Here is a 17,314-nt window from a genome sequence, read left to right as displayed (position 1 = left end):
CACGAGACTTCCATGCGCTATTTCACGAAGCAGCAGGGACAGAAGGAAGCGGTGCCGGTGGACCTGGAGGCCCTGGGGGGCGACAGGTACAAGCTGACCGTCAACGGCGTCACGTATCAGGTGGACGCGCTGGCGCTCGAGCACGGCACCATGAGCATGCTGGTGGACGGCCAGTCCTACAGCGCCGAGTTCGAGGAGAGCGGCGACGAGGTCGGCGTGCTCCTGCGCGGGCAGGTGAGCCGCTTCGACGTGGCGGACGAGCGTCGGCTGCGGCTGCGCGCGGGCACGGCGGCCTTCTCCGTGGAGGGCAAGCAGCTCGTCACCGCGCCCATGCCCGGCAAGGTGGTGAAGGTGCTGGTGAAGGTGGGCGACGAGGTGAAGGAAGGCCAGGGCCTCGTCGTGGTGGAGGCCATGAAGATGGAGAACGAGCTCAAGAGCCCCAAGGCGGGCAAGGTGACCGAGCTGTTCGCCAAGGAAGGCACCACCGTGGAGAACAACGCGAAGCTGGTCATCGTCGAGTAGCGGCCCCCCTTCGCGAGCGGCGCGCCCATTGCTCGCGCGGCGGCCCCATCATCTGCCCGTACTAATCACTCCCGTACACTCGCAGTACGGCCGGCGCTCCAGTCTCCGTCCTGGTTTGTTTGGACGCAAACCACATGGCAGAGTGGAGCGCCATGAAGTCATTTCGTCGGAGAGTCCTGCTCGCGGCCCTGGGCACGGCACTGTCGGCGTGCGCGTCACGGCCCGCGCCCCCGGTGCAGCACTACTCGTTGGGAATGTCCCGAGCGGACTACCGGGACTATGGCGGCGCCAAGTCCGACCCCTGTGACGCCGAGCCGCGCTGGTTGTCGGATGAGCTGACCGCGGTCAACGGCCTGCTGGCGCGCTTCGTCACCGGCACGGAGAAGCTCGCCACGCCGGAGGCGCCCGAGCACGCGCAGCAGGTGGAGCTGGTGAAGGAGGCCCAGGGCTCGCTGCCCCGGGTGCTGGACATCCACGAGAGCAACCTTCGGGGTCTGGCGCGGTGCGGCTTCAAGGACCGGGGCGCGTTCCCGGAGATTTCGCGCCGGGGCCAGGAGCTGCTGAAGGAAGCGCGGACACGGCTGGCGGAGTCCGACGCGGTCCTCGCGGCGGCGGCCGTGCGGACGACCCAGGAGAAGTGGAAGGAGGAGTCGCCCCAGCGGGAGAGCACCGCGCGCGGCACCTGGTGCACGGCGGACCCGAAGGTGGGTGAAGCGACGGTGTTCTACGCGCGCCAGGGCCTGGACGGCGGCACCACATGGCAGTTCTGCGACGGGGCCCGCGTGGAGCAACGCAGCGGAGCGGAGCCGACGTTCGTGGAGCCGGAGGGACTCAACCGGAGAGATCGCCGCAAGGTCCAGCCTCCTCGCTACCTGGAGGCCGCCGCCAACTTCCCCGCCGAGGAAATCGACCGGCCTCCGGATGGAAGCGCCCCGAAGAGCGCCTCACCGGAGCCCTGACGTTCTAGAGTCCTGGACTCCACTGGGCACCGGGCCATCCCGGTCGCCCCCTTCTCAGGGCTCGCCGTCATGCGACACGCCGCCGTCGTCGCCATCGCGCTCCTCTTCAGTCTGCCCGCGCTCGCCGCAAGGCGCGAGGGCACTTGCGAGGTCCGGGTGACCGTGGGCCTTCCGCTCACCTTCACGGGCAAGGGCGGCACCCAGGCCGCCGCCTCGGACCACTGGATGACCCCCGAGGAAGTGCGCCAGCTCCTCACGAAGGCCTCCAGCAGGGCGAAGGCCTCCCAGAAGGCCCAGGCCGCCATGGAGAAGCAACTGGCGCGCGGGGGCACCATGGCGGGGCCCCTGTCCCTGCACTGCATGAGCCCCGGGCGCGGCGCGATGGCCGCGAGCCTCAGCATCCTGCCTGGCAAGAACACGAAGGCGACCATCCCCTTCAAGCCCGGCACGTACTCGCTCGTGACCTTCGACGAGAAGCCCGGTGAGCTTCCCGTGGCGCTGAGCCTCAAGGGCATCAACTACATGCTGACCAAGCCGGGCGTGCTGGTGCTCACGAAGTTCGACGGCACCGGCGTCGCGGGCACGTTCAAGTTCAGCGCGACGACGCACAGCTCCGCGAACAAGCCGGGCGCCACCGTCCGCAACATCCAGGTCGCGGGCACCTTCGACTTCCCGTGCCCCATGAAGTCGAGCATCTGCCGCTAGCCCGGCGCCGCGAGCAGGCCCAGACGTCGCCAGTGCGCCAGGTAGCGCCCCAGGAGCCCGGCATCCATCTTCCGGAAGCCGGCGTCTCGCCCTTCGAGCGCGTGGAACGTGTTGTGGGCGTCGTAGACGGGCATGTCCTCATAGAGTTCCCAGCGTGTCGTCTCGCCCGCGTAGACCTGCTCGTACAGCATGGGCACCAGCGGGCAGAGCGCGTTGTCGGCCACGCGCGCGGCGCGCATCAACCGCTCCACCCATTCCTTGTAGGGCACGCGCGGGAGGGGATACCCGCACCGGGCCAGCGGCGCGTAGAAGTCGTTGATGTCGACCGAGTCCTCCGGACGCGGCGGCACCAGGTGATACGCCTTGCCCACCGCGCCCTCGCGTGAGGCGATGCCCAGGATGGCCCGGCTGACGAAGTCCACCGGGACGAACTCCTTGCGCTGACGCGGCAGGTCCGGACAGGCCCCCAGTTGGATGCAGCCACGGATGAAGCGGGCCACGAAGTCGTCGGCGTTCCCGACGCCCGTGTGGCTGTCGCCCATGATGAAGCCCGGCCGGTAGACATTCACCGCGACACCGCGCGACGCGGCCGCCCACACCCGCTTCTCCGCCACCCACTTGCTTGCCGAGTAGCCGATGTCATAGCGCAGGCACTCCAGGTGCTCGTCGAGCCCCTCGCCCTCGCGCACGTGCGCACGGCCATTGAAGTAACCGGTGGGGCCGAACACGGCGATGGTGGACACGTAGTGCACGGGCTTGGGCCGGCCCTGCATGGCCAGACGCAGCACCTCCGTCGTCCCCTCCACGTTGGCGGCCCGGTGCGCGGAGTAGGGCTGCACGTAGTTCACGTGCGCGCCGACGTGGAACAGCGCCTCCGCGCGCGTGGCGAACTCCTGGAACACCTGGGGCGACAAGCCCAGCGAGGGCGCGCCCAGGTCCCCGAGCACCGGACGGAGTCGCTCCGCGAACGAGTCCTCCCAGAGGTCATACTTCTCCAGCGCCTGCCGCAGCCGCGCATGTCCCGAGTCCACGTCTCGTGCGCGGACGAGACAGGCCACCCGAGCACGCGTCATGCGCAGCAAGTCCCTCAAGAGGAACGCGCCCAGGAAGCCGGTCGCCCCCGTGAGGAAGATGAGCTCCATGGACTCCAGCGGAACGACGCGAGGCGCGGGCTGCACGGGGGCCCGCCGGAGGTCCTCGGGGAGTTTCGCGTCCGCCCGCCACGCCTCCGGCCCGTCCGCCGCGCGCCCGGAGTCCTGCTGGCCGGCACGCGCCCGCCGCACCACATCCAGGAACACCCCCAGCGTGCGCGCCTCGTAGAGCGAATACGCCGACAGCGTCAGGCCATACAGCTCGCGCAGCCGCATTACCAGGCGCGCCGCCAGCAGGGAGTTGCCACCCAGCCCCAGGAAGTCATCCTCGAGCGAGGGCGACTTCAGCCCCAGCAGCTCGGCCCACACCGCGCCCACCTCCGACGCCACGGCATCCTCCGGAGCCCAGCCCGACGTCGCGAGCCCTGGGGCACCTCGCGGAGACACCTCCACCGGGAGCGCCCCCCGGTCCACCTTGCCGTTCACCGTGGTGGGCAGGCGCTCCAGCTCGATGATGCACGCGGGCACCATGTACTCCGGCACGCGCGTCCTCAGCGCATCCTGGAGCGCGGAGCCCGTGCCCGTCGACTTGGGGACGACATAGGCCGCCAGCGAGTTCTCTCCATCCTCACGTTCCTGGAGCGTCACCACCGCATCCCAGAGCAGGCCGCTCTCCAACAGCAGCCTGGCCACTTCCTCCAGCTCGATGCGATGGCCGCGCAGCTTCACCTGGTGGTCCGCGCGCCCCAGGAACTCCAGCGTGCCGTCCTCCCGCCACCGCGCCAGGTCTCCGGTCCGGTACATCCGAAGAGGGGGCCCGGGCGCCAGCTCGGGGACGACGGGGAAGCGCTCCTCCGTCAGCTCCCGTCGGTTCAGGTAGCCGCGCGCCAGTCCTTCTCCACCAATGCACAGCTCCCCCATCACCCCCGGCTCCACCGGACGCAGGTCTGGCCCCAGCACGAAGACCTGGGTGTGCCGGATGGGCCGGCCAATGGGCACCGAGCCCGACAGCACATCCCCCGGCCGCACCTCGTGCGTGGTGGTGACAGTCGTCCCCTCCGTGGGGCCATAGAGGTTCAGCAGGTGCGCGGGAGGCGCGCGCTCCAACACCGCGCGGAAGGTGCGGGGATTGGCTCGCTCGCCGCCCACCAGCAGATACTTGAGCGTCCCGAAGGCGTCCGGACAACCCTGTGCCACCAGGTTGAACAGCGCCGTCGTCATCAGCAGCACGGAGATGTGCGTCTCCCGCAGGGCATCGCGGAACGCGGACGCATCCAGCACGCTCGACCTGGGCAGCAGCACCAGCGACGCGCCGTTGAGCAGCGCGCCCCAGACCTCGAACAGCGCCGCGTCGAACGCATGGTTGGAAATCTGCGCCACGCGGTCCGTCGAGTCGATGGACACATAATCCGTATCAATCACCATCCGGCGGATGCCACGCGCGACGAGCTCGATGCCCTTGGGCCGGCCCGTCGTCCCGGACGTGTACAACACATGGGTGCGGCGCCCTCCGTCCCCGAGCGGGGCCACGAGAACATCGGACCGCCGCGCCACCTGCTCACCGTCACGCTCCAGACACAGCCGCGTCGCGGGCCACTCTCCACACCGGGCCTCGTCCGCCAGCGTCCCGGTGAGCAGCACCTCCGCGCCGCTGTCCGTCACCACGAAGCCGATGCGCTCCGGCGGATGCTCCAGGTCGATGGGCACACACGTCGCGCCGAGCTTGCAGAGCGCCACGTGCGCGACAATCGCCTCGATGCCCTGCCTCAGCCCCACGGCGACCGGCGTCTCCTCCCCCACCCCCAGTTCCCGCAACGCGCCCGCGAGTCGACTCGCGCGCCGGTTCAGCGCGTCATACGTGACGCGCTTCATCCCCTGCTGCAACGCGATGGCCTCCGGACGGACCTCGACCTGGCGAGCCCACAGCTCAGACAAGCCCGCGTCTCGCGTAAACACTCCAAACCGACCCAGCCGCGACGCGCCCAGCGGCGATACTTTTCCAGGCATCGAGCCCTCCACGAATCAAAGACAACCAAGCCCGCACCGCCACTCGAAGAGTCGCGGGAATCAAAAATGCAAACACAATATTCGCCGTGTCAATTTCCGACACGCAAACCTGTTTTGTCTCCGCTGCGGGCGGGAGTGTCTTGAAGGTGCGGGCTTCGTTCACCGGGACGTCGTGGGGCACCGCGGCTCAGAGTTCGTTGAAGATGAGCAGTCCGCGTGCGGACTCGACGACGTAGATGAAGCCATCTCCCGGAAGGCGGATGCCGAAAGCACCCTGGAAGATGCTGTCCGTGCGCGTCGCATCCTCCTCTCGGAAGACGTTGTAGTGCGCCACCTGCCGAGGCTGGGTGGGATTGGCCACGTCCAGCACTCGCACGCCCTCCTGATACCAGGCGATATACAGGCGCGTGCCTTTCAGAATCATGTTGTGGATGGAGGACACGGGCCGCAGGCGGTGCTCACCAATCTTGATGATGTGGGCGGGGTCTGTGACATCGAGCACACGCAGGTGGGAGCCTGCGAACTCTCCTCCCTCGAAGGCGATGGTGCGACCTGCGAACGGGCCCACCGCGCTGTGGTGGGAGTACACATCCGGGTAGCTGTACTGGCCCAGGTGTTTCACGTCGTCGAGCCGGGTGATGTCCATGATGGAATAGCCCCCCTGCGCGTTGCTGATGTAGAGCCGCCCCTCGTACACGAAGGTGTCGTGGGGGCCGCCCGCGGAGAGTTCCTCCGACAGGGAGATGCTCTGCAACAGCACCGGCTCCAGGGGACGGGTGAGGTCGTAGATTTCCGTCCGGCCCTCGTTGGACGTGGCGTACAGCCGGTCGCCCTCGACCAGGACGGTGTGGACGCCATAGTCACCCGCCCACAGGCCCCGCACGAAGACCGGCTCCGCGGGCTTGGAGATGTCATAGACGATGACGCCCGCGACATCGCTGGCGATGTACAGCGCATCTCCCTTCGACCAGACGCCGTTCCAGTAGTTGTCTCCGGGCAGGCTGATGGACGTCTTGAGGACCGGGTGCGCCTTGTCAGTCACGTCGAAGACGGTGAGCCCACCGGGCTGTTCGGTGAGGGAGTCGGACACGGAGACGACATAGGCGTGGTTCCTGGTGACGTAGATGTCCACCGGCCGGCCGAGCAGCACGCGCGACTCCGAGACGAGCGTCAGGCCTCCCGAGGACTCCGGCTCGCCCACGGGCCAGGTCATGCGATGGGCCTCGAAGGTGCCGCTCTGGCTCACCGTCCCCGCGAGGTTGCACGTCACGTAGCACCCGGTGAGGGTCTCGGGCGTGGGCCGCTGGCAACCGGCATACAGGCGCGACACCGCGGTGCCCGTTCGCGAGCCCGAGGTGATGAAGAAGGTGCCGCCCTCGGTCTGCCGGGTGATGAGCGGCCTCGAAGCCAGCGTGCCGCCGCCCGCGCCGTCCAGCTTGAAGCCGATGCCGACGCCGAACATCACCTGCGTCCCACCATCCGCCAGTCGCGACTCGTAACGCTGCCCCGCCTGGTAGATGCCCTCCTGAGGCACGAGCGCCAGCGCGTCCGAGTCACAAGCCGACAGGTCGAAGCTCCCGAGCCCCAGGCCGTCGCACCGCAGGGGAGTCCCCTGCTCACGCAAGGAACAGGGCGCGTACGGCCCCCGGTCCGACCAGTTGCCATGCTCCTCCAGTGGCGTGGCGCCCCCATCCCAGGCGCCGGGTTCCACTCCGGCATCGGGGGTCCCCTTCGGAGTGTCGTCACAGGCGGACAGGACGCTCCCTCCCAGCAGACACGACAACAACCAGACACGGGCGCGAACCAACGACGTCATGAGACACCTCGGTGAGGGGACTGTCGGGGTACGAAAGCCTGTGTCATTCACGGTCGCCCCACTCGGAGGCGCCGGGCCAATGCTTGTCAGATGAAGCCCATCTCCCGACCTGGGCTCGAGCCACAGCCGAGGAGACGTCTTCCGGTCCTGGAATTGCAGCCTCAGTCCCAGAACTCCGTTGAGACAAGAGCAGTCTGGGTACTCCTGCGACACACCGAGACGTCGGGCTACGCTGAGCCCGTGATCCCCTTTCACAGCAAGGAGCTGTCCATGAATGCTCGCCGCATCCGCTCGTTCGTCCTGGCCTCGTTGTCTGGGATGGCCCTTCTGGCCTGTGGCGTGGGCGCTCCCGAGGTCGAGCCCGTGAGCCCGGAGACGACCGACAGCGAGGCCTCCACCCAGGCCCAGATGTCCTGCGCGGACGAGTGCTACCAGGCCAACTCCTGGTGCGAGGTGCAGTGTCAGGCGACGAGCGAGCAGTGCGCCGCGGCCATCTCCATCTGTTACGACTCATGCAACCGCGGCGTCGGCCCCTGGCTGCCCTGCTGAGTCGGAGCACCGCCGCCCGGGTGAGGTGAGCTGCCCACCCGGGCGTGGCGTCATGACCTCAGAAGAGGCCCAGCGTCTCAGTGACCGCGCGGACCTCTTCGACGGCGCGCTCCGAACCAGGCCAGGCCGAGGAACATCCACGGCAGGAGCGCGGAGGAAGGCGTCGACTGGCAACCGCAGCCTCCGCTGTCGGGCCTGGGCCCCGCCCCGCCCGCGTCCACGGCTCCGCCGTCCGGACCACTCGGACACCTGCCCCCGTCACAGCGTGGGGTTCCGCTGTCTTCCTGGCCGGGGCACTCACCTCCGTCACAGCTTGGAGTTCCGCTGTCTCCCTCGCCGGGGCACTCACCGCCGTCGCAGCTCGGAGTGCCACTGTCTTCTTGGCCGGGACACTCACCGCCGTCGCAGCTCGGAGTGCCACTGTCTCCCTCACTGGGACACTCACCTCCGTCGCAGCTTGGAGTTCCGCTGTCTTCCGCGCCGGGGCACTCACCTCCGTCACAGCTTGGAGTTCCGCTGTCTCCCTCTCCGGGGCACTCGCCGCCGTCGCAGCGTGGAGTGCCACCGTCTCCCTCGCCAGGACACTCACCGCCGTCGCAGCGTGGAGTGCCACTGTCTCCCTCGCCAGGACACTCACCGCCGTCACAGCTTGGAGTGCCACTGTCTCCCTCGCCGGGACATTCGCCTCCGTCGCAGCTTGGAGTTCCGCTGTCTCCCTCGCCGGGGCATTCGCCTCCGTCGCAGCCGGCGTCCGGTTCTTCGCCAGGTCCCGCATCCACGCCACCATCCGCGGGCGGCGCGAAGTACGCCTGTGCCACGAAGATGGCGGTGCCCCACTCCTCCTGGTCATTCTCCGGTGGCGCCAACCCCGCGACGACGGACACATCTCCTCTCGGACTGATGCTCACGCTTCCCGCGAACACCGGGTTGTTCGGCGTCTCCTGGTCGACACGCGCCGGCCCCTGGTCCGAATCGACGATGTCGTGCTCCGACACCACCCGCTTGAGCGTTCGCCCATCGCTCACCCACACCGCGCGCCGACTGTTGCTGTCGATGGCGCGGAAGACGATGAGCCCCTCGTCATTCATGTCCGGAGGGAAGAACTCCACCTCCTTGATGCCTCCCTGCCCGTTCTGCGCCACCACCCGCAGCTCCGCCCCATCCCACAGAAAAACAGTCGTGAGGTTCGGTCCCGCCCCGACCCTCGCCGTCGCGATGAAGGCGACACGGCCCAGGTTGTCGAACGCGGGTTGCACCGAAGCAAACCGGTAGATGGGCGAACCCGCATCCCGGCCCCGCGACTGCGCGATGAGCCGGGACGTGCCATCCACGCTGAAGACTCGCAGCTCCTGGTAGTACTCAGACCCTCCAGGCGCCACGTCTCCCACGCCCGCCATCTGTCCCAGGTCGTTGAACGCTGGCGAGTAGAGGAACTCGTAGGGACTCGTGTCGTCGAGCGTCTTCTCCTTCGCCAGATACGTCGTCGTCCAACCCGCCCCCTGCGGCGTCAGCACCACGTAGCCACGGCCGACGAAGTTGAAGTTGGCTCGGAACCCGAGCTGCCCCGAATCATTGAGCGCAAGGCTGGACCAGTCCGACGCCCCGAGCGGCTCGCGGATGATGCGCACGTCGTTCGGCGCCTCGGTGCGCAGCAGATAGATGCCATTGCTCGTGACGGCACTGGCCCCCGTGACGGCGAACGCGACAAGCCCCGCCGAGTTGAACCCCGGGTCGCTCGCGCGCGCATCCTCGCCCAGGTCCGGCAACAGATAACGGTGATGGCCCGCGGCGTCGCTTCCCCACCAGATGGCGTTGGGCCCCTCGGGAGTAATCGACAACCGGAACGCCACCCTCCCATCCGAGACCACCGGGACCTGAAGACTCCCCGCGAGCAGATTGCCCGGCTTCAGGTTGTAGGCACCGGATGCATTGCCCAACATGTTGGTGCGAGCCTGAAGCTGGAGCGTGTAGTGCTCCGGCAACTCCCCTCGCGCACTGGGAGCCAGCGTCAGCACTCCCATCCCCAACGACACCGCGGTCTGGCGCAGCAACGTCCGTGCTCGTCGCATCCACGTCACGTCACACATGGGTGGAACCCCCGCTGCCTGTAGGGCGCGAAGGCTACCACTCAGGGGCCGTGCTCATGGGACTGCGAGTGGAGCGCTCGCCGGTTCCTCCGACATGCTCAAGTCGATGGTGAGCAGACCGCCCGCCGCGAGCGAGCTCGTCAAACAGGACTCCATGTAGCCCGCCCCGCGAGCACAGACGGTCAACCGCCCCGAGGGGACAGCGACAAACTCGGCCATGCCGTTCGCGTCCGTCCGCAGTTGCTCCGGATGCACGACGCGGGGCCTCGTCTCCCGCATGATGCCCACCGTCACGCCTCGCAGCGGATGCCCACTCCATCTCTTCAGGGCCCGGAAATGAACGCGCCCCAGCTCCTCCGGCCTGGGCGGCGGAGGCGGGGGAAGCGCCTTGTCGGAAGGCGGCTCCACGGGCGGCGATGCCTTCTCCACCACGCGGTGCGGCGTCGGAGGACTCAGCTCACGCCGCAGGTACGCCGCGAGCGAGAGCGACAGCACGACTCCCGCGATGGCGACAGTCCATCGACCCCCTGGTGCCATCCGGTGGTCTCTCCTGGGACCACCATTGCGAGAGCGCGGCGGTCGACGCTCGAAAGACTAACATCGCGGTTCCAGAGTGCGCTCGCGGTCGGGAGGTCTTCATGTCGTGGTGGGTCTATGCCTTGCTCTCCGCCCTCTTCGCGGCGCTCACCGCCGTGCTGGCGAAGGTCGGCGTCGAGGGTGTTCCCTCCACACTCGCCACGGCCCTGCGCACCTGCGTCGTCCTCGTCTTCGCCTGGGGCATCTCCCTGGCCCGGGGAGAACACGCCGCCCTGCCATCCTTGAGCCGCAAGACGCTGCTGTTCCTCGCGCTGTCGGGCATCGCCACCGGCCTGTCGTGGCTGGCCTACTTCCGCGCCCTCCAGCTCGGGCCGGCCTCGCGCGTGGCGCCGCTCGACAAGCTCAGCCTGCCGCTGACCGTGCTCCTCGCCGTCGTCCTCCTGCACGAGCCGCTCTCGTGGAAGCTGGGGGCGGGCGTGGCGCTGATGGTGGCGGGCGCCCTGCTGACCCTCCGCTGAACGATGGAGCACCCGGCCCCGCATCGAAATTCCGCGACATCACCCGGGACTGGTAGGGTCCCTCGCCGCTCACGATTCCCCCCGCTTCCGCGGCACACGAGGTCCCCCGCATGGAGATGCTCTGCACCTTGCGCAGCGTCACGGAGGCGCAGCGCGACGCCTTGCTTCAGGCCCCCAAGCGCCTGGACGACTTCCTCGACGACGAGGAGGACTTCGGAGACCCGAAGGGCGGAGCATTCCTGGAACTGGACATCGGCGAGGCCTGGCACGGCCTCCAGTACCTGCTCACCGGGACGCCCTGGGAGGGCAGCGCGCCGCTGGACTTCCTGGTGCGCGGCGGCGTGGACGTGGGCGACATCCCCTCGGATGAAGGCACCGCGCGCGTCTTCTCGCCCGAGCAGGTGAAGGTGCTCGCCTCCGCGCTGCGCGAGGTGTCCGAGAACACGCTGCGCCGCCGCTACGACGCGGTGGAGATGCAGGCCCAGGACATCTACCCCGGCACGTGGGAAGAGCCGCCCGACGACTCGGACCCGCTGGAGGAGATGGTCTCCTACTTCGACGAGCTCCAGAAGTTCATGGCCCAGATGGGCAAGCGCGGGGACGCGCTGCTGGTGCACATCGGCTGAAGCCATCGGGGGCGAGCCCCACTTCAGCCCATCACCACGTCGCGCCCCAGCTTCAGCACCAGCGCCAGCACCACGGCGAGCACCACCTTGCGCACCAGCGTGTCGCCGCCCTTCACCGCCAGGTGCGCGCCCAGCCACGCGCCGGTGAACTGCGCGGCGGCCATGGGCAACGCCACCTTCCAGAGCACCACGCCATTGAGGGCGAAGAGGGCCATGGACGCCAGGTTGGAGGCGAAGTTCACCACCTTCGCGTCGGCGGAGGCGCGGGCCAGTCCGTGGCCCAGCAGCGTGTTGAAGCCGACGATGAGGAAGGTGCCCGTCCCCGGACCGAAGAACCCGTCGTAGGTGCCGACGGCCAGCGCGATGAGCGACCCGATGGCGAGCGCGCGCGGCCGGGGTGAGGGCTCCGTCCTGGCCCCGGAGGCAGGCGTCCGCCGGAACGCGAGGAACACGGCCACCGCGATGAGCAGCACGAGCACCAGCGGCTTGAGCACCTCCGGCTTCACCAACAGCACCAGCGCGGCGCCGGCGAACGCACCTCCCAGGCCGAAGGGGAACGTCACGCGCGCCAGCCTCCAGTCCACCAGCCCCGAGCGCGAGAAGCGGACCAGCGCGGCGAACGAGCCGAAGACGGACTGGCCCTTGTTCGTGCCCAGCGCCACGTGGGGCGGCAACCCCACCGTCAGGAGCGCGGGCAGGGTGATGAGCCCGCCACCTCCCGCGATGGCGTCCACCAGGCCCGCGACCAGCGCGGCGACGCACAGCAGGAGGAGTTGCTGCGCACTGACGTCCACCATGAAATCCACCCGGGTGTCTCCCTCGGCTCGAACGGCGCCTGGGTACCACGCGCCCGAAGCGCCGTCGCGCCCGCCCGCTTCTTGCGTCACCGCGCGCCTTGGGCGTCAATGCCTCCGCGACACTCCCCTGCTCCCGAGGTCACCATGCTCGCCTCCCTCGTCACCTTGCTGGCGCTCACGCTGGCCTCGGCACCGCCGTCGCAGGACCCCAACGCCCCCTCCTGCCGCTCCATGAACAGCCAGGTGGCCTGTGGTTATGGGTGCAAGTCGGACTCGAACCGGGCCCGGTGTGCGCAGACGCCTCAGGGGCGCTGTCAGGTGGTGGACGGCCAGGCGGTGTGCTTCGACCCGCCGGCCTACGTGGTGAAGGCGTACGGCGCCTCGCTGCCGGACCCCGAGTGCAAGGCCATCGATGGCGTGGTGGCGTGTGGCTACAACTGCGCGACGCAGCCGGGTCGGGTGAAGTGCGCGAAGTCTCCGGCCGGGGTGTGCCGAGGTCGCAGCGGCGAGGTGGAGTGCTTCGACCCGCCGGCCATCGTCTTCGCCGTCTACGGCAAGGACACGCCCCGCGCGGACTGCCGCAGCAACAGCGTGGAGCTGACGTGCGGCTACAACTGCCTGAACGTCCCGGAGGGGGTGCGTTGCAACAAGACGCCCGCGGGGGTGTGCAAGATGGCGAGTGGTCGCATCACCTGCTTCGACCCGTCTCCGGCCGCGCTCTGCGCCTGGAAGCGCACCTTGCCCGCGCCCGAGTGCCGCAACAGCGAGTCCGGGCCGGTGTGTGGCTACGGGTGCACCACCGCGTTCTCGAAGTCGGCCTGTGCGTCCACGCCGGCGGGGCTGTGCAAGGTCTTCGACAGTGAGGTGTTCTGCTTCGACCCCCCGGCCGAGCAGCAGGCGGACGCGGCGTGCCTGTCCGTGCTGGGGCTGGCCACCCTCGACGGCGCCACGCCCTGACGCCCTGTATGAGCACTCTGCCCCGTCGTCTGCTTTGACCCTTCCGGGGAGAGCGGTAGGGTTCCATCTTCTCGCAGCTCGAACGGAGTAGAACCGCACATGGCGGAGGGTGACGTCCGTCAATATTGGGTTCGCAACGACAGGGGCACCTTGTGGGGGCCCCTCACCCTGCCGACCATCGAGCTGCTCATCGACAGCGGCTCCATCAAGGGGAAGCTCCAGGTCTCCGAGGACGGGCGCAACTTCGCCTTCCCCTGGCGATTCCCCGAAGCCCGCGACACCTTCCCCCGGGAGCTCTGGGGTGACGGAGCGCCCGACGCGCCCCAGCAGGCACCGAGCGCGCCCATGGCAAGCCCCGGTGCGAACCCCGGTGGAATGCCCATGGCCGGTCCGGGTGCGCATCCCAGTGGAATGCCGATGGCCGGTCCGGGCACCGCGCACATGGCCGGCCCTGGTGCGAATCCCGGTGGAATGCCGATGGCGGGCCCGGGTGCGAATCCTGGCGGAATGCCGATGGCCGGTCCGGGCACCGCGCATATGGCGGGACCCGGTGCGGTCGCGAGAAGCACGCCTGGGTCGGCTCCGATGGCAGGGCCCGGGACGCGGCCTGGAGATCCTCGCGCCCCAGGCAACCCAGGCGTTGGCGCGCAACAGGGAGCACGCCCCGGAGTTCCGGGTGCCGCCGCCCCCGGAGCGCCGAACGTCGCCGCGCGTCCTGCCCCGGGAGTCCCGCCCGGCGTCGCAACGGCCCCCGGGCGGCCTCCCATGGCCACTGCGCCTGGAGTACCGCAAGCGCCCGGAGTCGCTCCGCAGGCGGGAGTTCCCACCGCGGGCACCCGTCCCGCCGGTGCACCGCAAGCGCCCGGAGTCGCTCCGCATGCAGGCGTGCCCGCGACGGGCGCACGCCCCGTGGCACCAGCGCAGCAGGCCTCCGCGACTCCCGGAGCGCAGCAGGCTCCCATGGGAGCCGCTCCGCAGGCAGGAGTTCCCGCTGCTGGCGCGCGCCCCGTCGCGGCCGTCACAACGGAGGCCGCCCCCTACGCGGTGCCAGCCCAGGGACAGCTCGAGCAGACCTCGCCGCTGAACCTCTACGGGCGCGTCGCCATGGCGGAGCAGACGGGACTGCTCACGCTGACGCTCTCGGACCGCGTCGCCCTGATTCACTTCCGCAAGGGCAACCCGGAGTTCGTCGACTCGACCCATCCCGAGGATGCGCTGGGCACGTCGCTGATGGGGGGGCGACTGCTCACGCCCGAGCAGCTCCAGCAGGCCGAGTCCGCGAAGGACCGCTTCGGTGGAGACCTGCTCGCCGCGCTCTTTGGTCTGGGACTGCTGCAACCCGCCAGCGCCTTCGCCATCCTGGCGCAGCGCGCCGCCAGCATCCTGTTCAAGGCCCTGCGCACCGAGGCGGGCACGTTCACCTTCGAGGTCCGCGAGCTGGCTGGCAACAAGGCCATGCCGCTCGGAAACCGGTGGGCCGTGCTCAGCGACACCGTGCGCCGCATGCCGTCCACGGAGCTCAAGCGCCGGCTCATGCCGGTGCTCCAACTGCCCATCATGAAGTCGGGGGGCATGGTCGCCGCGAGCGAGCTGCGCCTCACCCCGCATGAAGTCCGGGCCCTCACCGTCATCGACGGCGTGCGCTCGGTGAACCAGCTCCTCACCGACTTCCCGCAGGACGCCGACCACCTGCTGCGCCTCGCGTTCCTGCTGCGAGAGCTGGACGCCGTGTCCTTCGCCGCCGTGGCCCCGCAGCCAGGAGCCGGGGCGCACCCCGGTCCTGCTGCCGCGAGTCCACAAGCCGCCCCGACCGGTCCCGCACCCACGGCGGCCCAGGCACCTCGTCCCGGAAACCCTCCAGGTGTTGGAGCGGCCCCGGCTGGAGCAGCCCGCCCTGGCAATCCTCCCGGCGTCGGCACCGCCCCTTCGGGAGCGGCGACTCCTGGCAATCCTCCCGGCGTTGGAGCGGCCCCTGCTGGAGCCGCCCGTCCCGGCAATCCTCCAGGCGTTGGAGCAGCCCCGGCTGGAGCCGCTCGCCCCGGCAATCCTCCAGGCGTTGGAGCAGCCCCGGCCGGAGCCGCCCGTCCCGGCAATCCTCCCGGCGTGGGCACCGCCGCCGCTGGGGCCGCGCGTCCCGGCAATCCCCCAGGAGCCGCGCCCCGTCCCGCGGGTCCTCCGGTCGTCGGTTCAGCGGCGCCCACGGCGGGCCCAGGCACGGCCCGTCCGGCGCCGCCCACCGTCACCGCCAATGCCCCGGGCTCGGACGAGATTCCGTCGCTGCGCCAGCTCGTCATGGCGCTCAAGCAGCAGAACCACTTCCAGCGGCTGGGGCTCTCGGAGCAAGCGGACTCGAGTGCCGTGAAGGTCGCCTACTTCCGGCTCGCCAAGCTCTACCACCCGGACACGCTGCCGCAGGGCGCGCCTCCGGAGCTGGAGAAGCTCAAGGCCGAGGTGTTCGCCTACATCGGCGATGCCTACCGGATGCTGTCCGACGACAAGAGCCGTGCGTCCTATCTGGAGGAGGTCAAGAGCGGCGGCGCGGGAGCGGAAGTCGACATCAACGCCATCCTCCAGGCGGAAGAGCTCTTCCAGAAGGCGTGCATTCTCGTGAAGGCGCGCAAGTTCCCCGAGGCCGTGAAGATGTTGAACGAAGCCATCCAGCTCAACGCGGAGGAGGCCGAGTTCTACGCATGGCGGGGCTATGCGCGGTTCTTCACGGCGGCGGACAAGAAGGCGGCGCAGCCGGAGGCGTTCCGGGAAATCCAGAACGCCATCAAGCGCAATGAGCGCTGTGCGCCCGCGCACTACTTCCTCGGGGTGATTGCGAAGCTGTCGGGGGACGTTCCGGGCTCGCTCAAGCACTTCAAGCGGACAGTGGAGCTTCAGCCAGACCACATCGACGCGCAGCGGGAGATTCGCATGGCGGCCCAGAAGAAGTAGGGTGCGCCCCCCGTCCGGGAGGGGCCTGGGGCCCCGCCGGACGAGTCGAAGGAGATAGCAACGTGCCGCTCACCGGGAAGCAACGCCGCCATCTGCGCGCGCTCGGACACCACCTGGAGCCGGTGGTCATCGTCGGTCAATCCGGCGTCACCGAGGGCGTCATCGCCGCCGTCGAGCAGGCGCTGCATGACCACGAGCTCATCAAGGTGAAGATCAACGACGGTCCGGAGACGCGCCAGGAAGCCTCCGCGCGCATCGCCGAGGGGACGGGCGCCGACCAGGCCCAGCTCCTGGGCCGCACCGCCCTGTTCTTCAAGAAGCGCAAAGAGGACTCCAAGTTCGAGAAGTTCTGACGGACCGCACCCGGGGCCGCCTCACTTGCCGGTGAAGCGGGCCTCGCGGCGCTCGAGGAAGGACTGGACGCCCTCGGCGGCGTCCTCCGTTCCCGCCAGCCGCAGCAGTTGGGGCAGCAGCGCGCGCGCCGCCGCCTCGGGCCCCTCGTGCACCGCCTGTCGCGCGGACGCGAGCGTCGCCTGGACCCCCAGCGGCGCCTGCTTCGACACCGTCTCCGCCAGGGCCAGCGCGCGCTCCAGGTGACGGCCGCGCTCGACGACTTCCTGCACCAGTCCCATCCGGTAGGCCTCGCGCGCGTCGAACTCGTCGCCCGTGAGCAGCCAGCGCATGGCATTGCCCCATCCGGCCCGCTGCGGGAAGCGCAGGGTGGCGCCGCCGAACGGGAAGATGCCGCGCTTGATTTCAATCTGTCCGAAGCGTGCGTCCTCGGAGGCCACCGCGATGTCCGCCGCGAGGATGAGTTCGATGGACAGCGTGAGACACAGGCCCTGGACGGCGACGATGAGCGGCTTGGTCCTCAGCGCTCCCTGGATGCCCCACGGGTCGATGGCGCCCTCGGAGTAGAGCGGCTCGCCACTGGAGAGGGCGGGCGCGACGCTCGCCAGGTCCAGGCCCGCGGAGAAGTGGTCGCCCACCGCGAAGATGACCATGCACCGCACGTCCGGATGACGGTCCGCCTCGGTCACCGCGGACGACAGTCCCCGCAACATGCCGACGTCGAACGCATTGCGCTTCTCCGGCCGGTGGATGCCGATGAGGGCGAGGTGACCGCGCACTTCCAGGGTGATGCGAGGATCCGATGGGCTCATGGGGCGCTCCACGGTGAAGAAGGGAGCGCCAGTTTCCGCC

Annotated in this window: 15 protein-coding genes; 9 read left to right on the top strand and 6 right to left on the bottom strand. The window is 69.4% G+C overall.

The window, feature by feature from the left end:
- The first annotated feature begins 12 nt into the window (after positions 1–12).
- The 3 genes from HUA74_RS11560 to HUA74_RS11550 all read left to right on the top strand — a co-directional run bounded on the left by HUA74_RS11560 (position 13) and on the right by HUA74_RS11550 (position 2,186).
- Complete coding sequence (locus HUA74_RS11560) at positions 13–522, top strand: biotin/lipoyl-containing protein (protein ID WP_141643121.1); 510 nt, start codon at positions 13–15, stop codon at positions 520–522.
- Positions 523–674: 152 nt separating this feature from the next.
- The gene (locus HUA74_RS11555; RefSeq protein WP_174454598.1) at positions 675–1,481 is read left to right on the top strand and encodes a hypothetical protein; all 807 of its coding nucleotides are present in this window, start codon (positions 675–677) and stop codon (positions 1,479–1,481) included.
- A gap of 69 nt (positions 1,482–1,550) precedes the next feature.
- A complete protein-coding gene (locus HUA74_RS11550) occupies positions 1,551–2,186 on the top strand; it encodes a hypothetical protein (protein ID WP_174454597.1) in 636 nt (211 codons plus the stop codon).
- Here HUA74_RS11550 and HUA74_RS11545 read toward each other — a convergent pair.
- Complete coding sequence (locus tag HUA74_RS11545; protein ID WP_174454596.1) at positions 2,183–5,212, bottom strand: amino acid adenylation domain-containing protein; 3,030 nt, start codon at positions 5,210–5,212, stop codon at positions 2,183–2,185. The two genes, HUA74_RS11550 and HUA74_RS11545, sit on opposite strands and share 4 nt — an antisense overlap.
- Positions 5,213–5,471: 259 nt before the next feature.
- A complete protein-coding gene (locus HUA74_RS11540) occupies positions 5,472–7,100 on the bottom strand; it encodes an LVIVD repeat-containing protein (protein ID WP_174454595.1) in 1,629 nt (542 codons plus the stop codon).
- Between the two features lie 270 nt (positions 7,101–7,370).
- On the opposite strand from HUA74_RS11540, the gene HUA74_RS11535 reads away from it, so the two are divergent.
- Positions 7,371–7,649 carry a hypothetical protein gene (locus HUA74_RS11535; RefSeq protein ID WP_174454594.1) on the top strand — a complete coding sequence of 93 codons (279 nt, stop codon included), beginning with the start codon at positions 7,371–7,373 and terminating at the stop codon, positions 7,647–7,649.
- Between the two features lie 77 nt (positions 7,650–7,726).
- On the opposite strand, the gene HUA74_RS45545 is transcribed toward HUA74_RS11535, so the two are convergent.
- Both HUA74_RS45545 and HUA74_RS11525 read right to left on the bottom strand, forming a co-directional pair.
- Positions 7,727–9,718, bottom strand: a complete 1,992-nt coding sequence (locus HUA74_RS45545) for an MXAN_5453 family MXYO-CTERM-anchored protein (RefSeq protein WP_254625017.1) — start codon at positions 9,716–9,718, stop codon at positions 7,727–7,729.
- 72 nt (positions 9,719–9,790) lie between these two features.
- On the bottom strand, positions 9,791–10,273 hold the full coding sequence (locus tag HUA74_RS11525; RefSeq protein WP_174454593.1) for a hypothetical protein: 483 nt from the start codon (positions 10,271–10,273) through the stop codon (positions 9,791–9,793).
- Positions 10,274–10,374: 101 nt separating this feature from the next.
- On the opposite strand from HUA74_RS11525, the gene HUA74_RS11520 reads away from it, so the two are divergent.
- A complete protein-coding gene (locus tag HUA74_RS11520; protein WP_141643130.1) occupies positions 10,375–10,791 on the top strand; it encodes an EamA family transporter in 417 nt (138 codons plus the stop codon).
- 110 nt (positions 10,792–10,901) lie between these two features.
- Positions 10,902–11,417: a YfbM family protein gene (locus HUA74_RS11515; protein WP_141643131.1), complete on the top strand. Its 516-nt coding sequence runs from the start codon at positions 10,902–10,904 to the stop codon at positions 11,415–11,417.
- Between the two features lie 23 nt (positions 11,418–11,440).
- Here HUA74_RS11515 and HUA74_RS11510 read toward each other — a convergent pair whose 3' ends face one another.
- On the bottom strand, positions 11,441–12,214 hold the full coding sequence (locus HUA74_RS11510; protein ID WP_174454592.1) for a TSUP family transporter: 774 nt from the start codon (positions 12,212–12,214) through the stop codon (positions 11,441–11,443).
- A gap of 144 nt (positions 12,215–12,358) precedes the next feature.
- Between HUA74_RS11510 and HUA74_RS11505 the strand changes: the two genes are divergently transcribed.
- The 3 genes from HUA74_RS11505 (at position 12,359) to yhbY (ending at position 16,464) form a co-directional block, all read left to right on the top strand.
- Positions 12,359–13,171, top strand: coding sequence for a hypothetical protein (locus HUA74_RS11505; RefSeq protein ID WP_141643133.1), 813 nt, complete (start codon positions 12,359–12,361; stop codon positions 13,169–13,171).
- A gap of 960 nt (positions 13,172–14,131) precedes the next feature.
- Complete coding sequence (locus HUA74_RS11500; RefSeq protein ID WP_371817227.1) at positions 14,132–16,111, top strand: DnaJ domain-containing protein; 1,980 nt, start codon at positions 14,132–14,134, stop codon at positions 16,109–16,111.
- Positions 16,112–16,173: 62 nt separating this feature from the next.
- Entirely contained in the window at positions 16,174–16,464 is a 291-nt protein-coding gene (yhbY, locus tag HUA74_RS11495) for a ribosome assembly RNA-binding protein YhbY (RefSeq protein WP_141643135.1), read from the top strand.
- Between the two features lie 21 nt (positions 16,465–16,485).
- On the opposite strand, the gene HUA74_RS11490 is transcribed toward yhbY, so the two are convergent.
- Positions 16,486–17,274, bottom strand: a complete 789-nt coding sequence (locus HUA74_RS11490; RefSeq protein WP_141643136.1) for a crotonase/enoyl-CoA hydratase family protein — start codon at positions 17,272–17,274, stop codon at positions 16,486–16,488.
- Between the last annotated feature and the right edge of the window lie 40 nt (positions 17,275–17,314).

Source organism: Myxococcus sp. CA051A (assembly GCF_013336705.1).
Taxonomy (GTDB): Bacteria; Myxococcota; Myxococcia; order Myxococcales; family Myxococcaceae; genus Myxococcus; species Myxococcus llanfairpwllgwyngyllgogerychwyrndrobwllllantysiliogogogochensis.
This window is presented reverse-complemented; position numbering and strand designations above follow the sequence as displayed.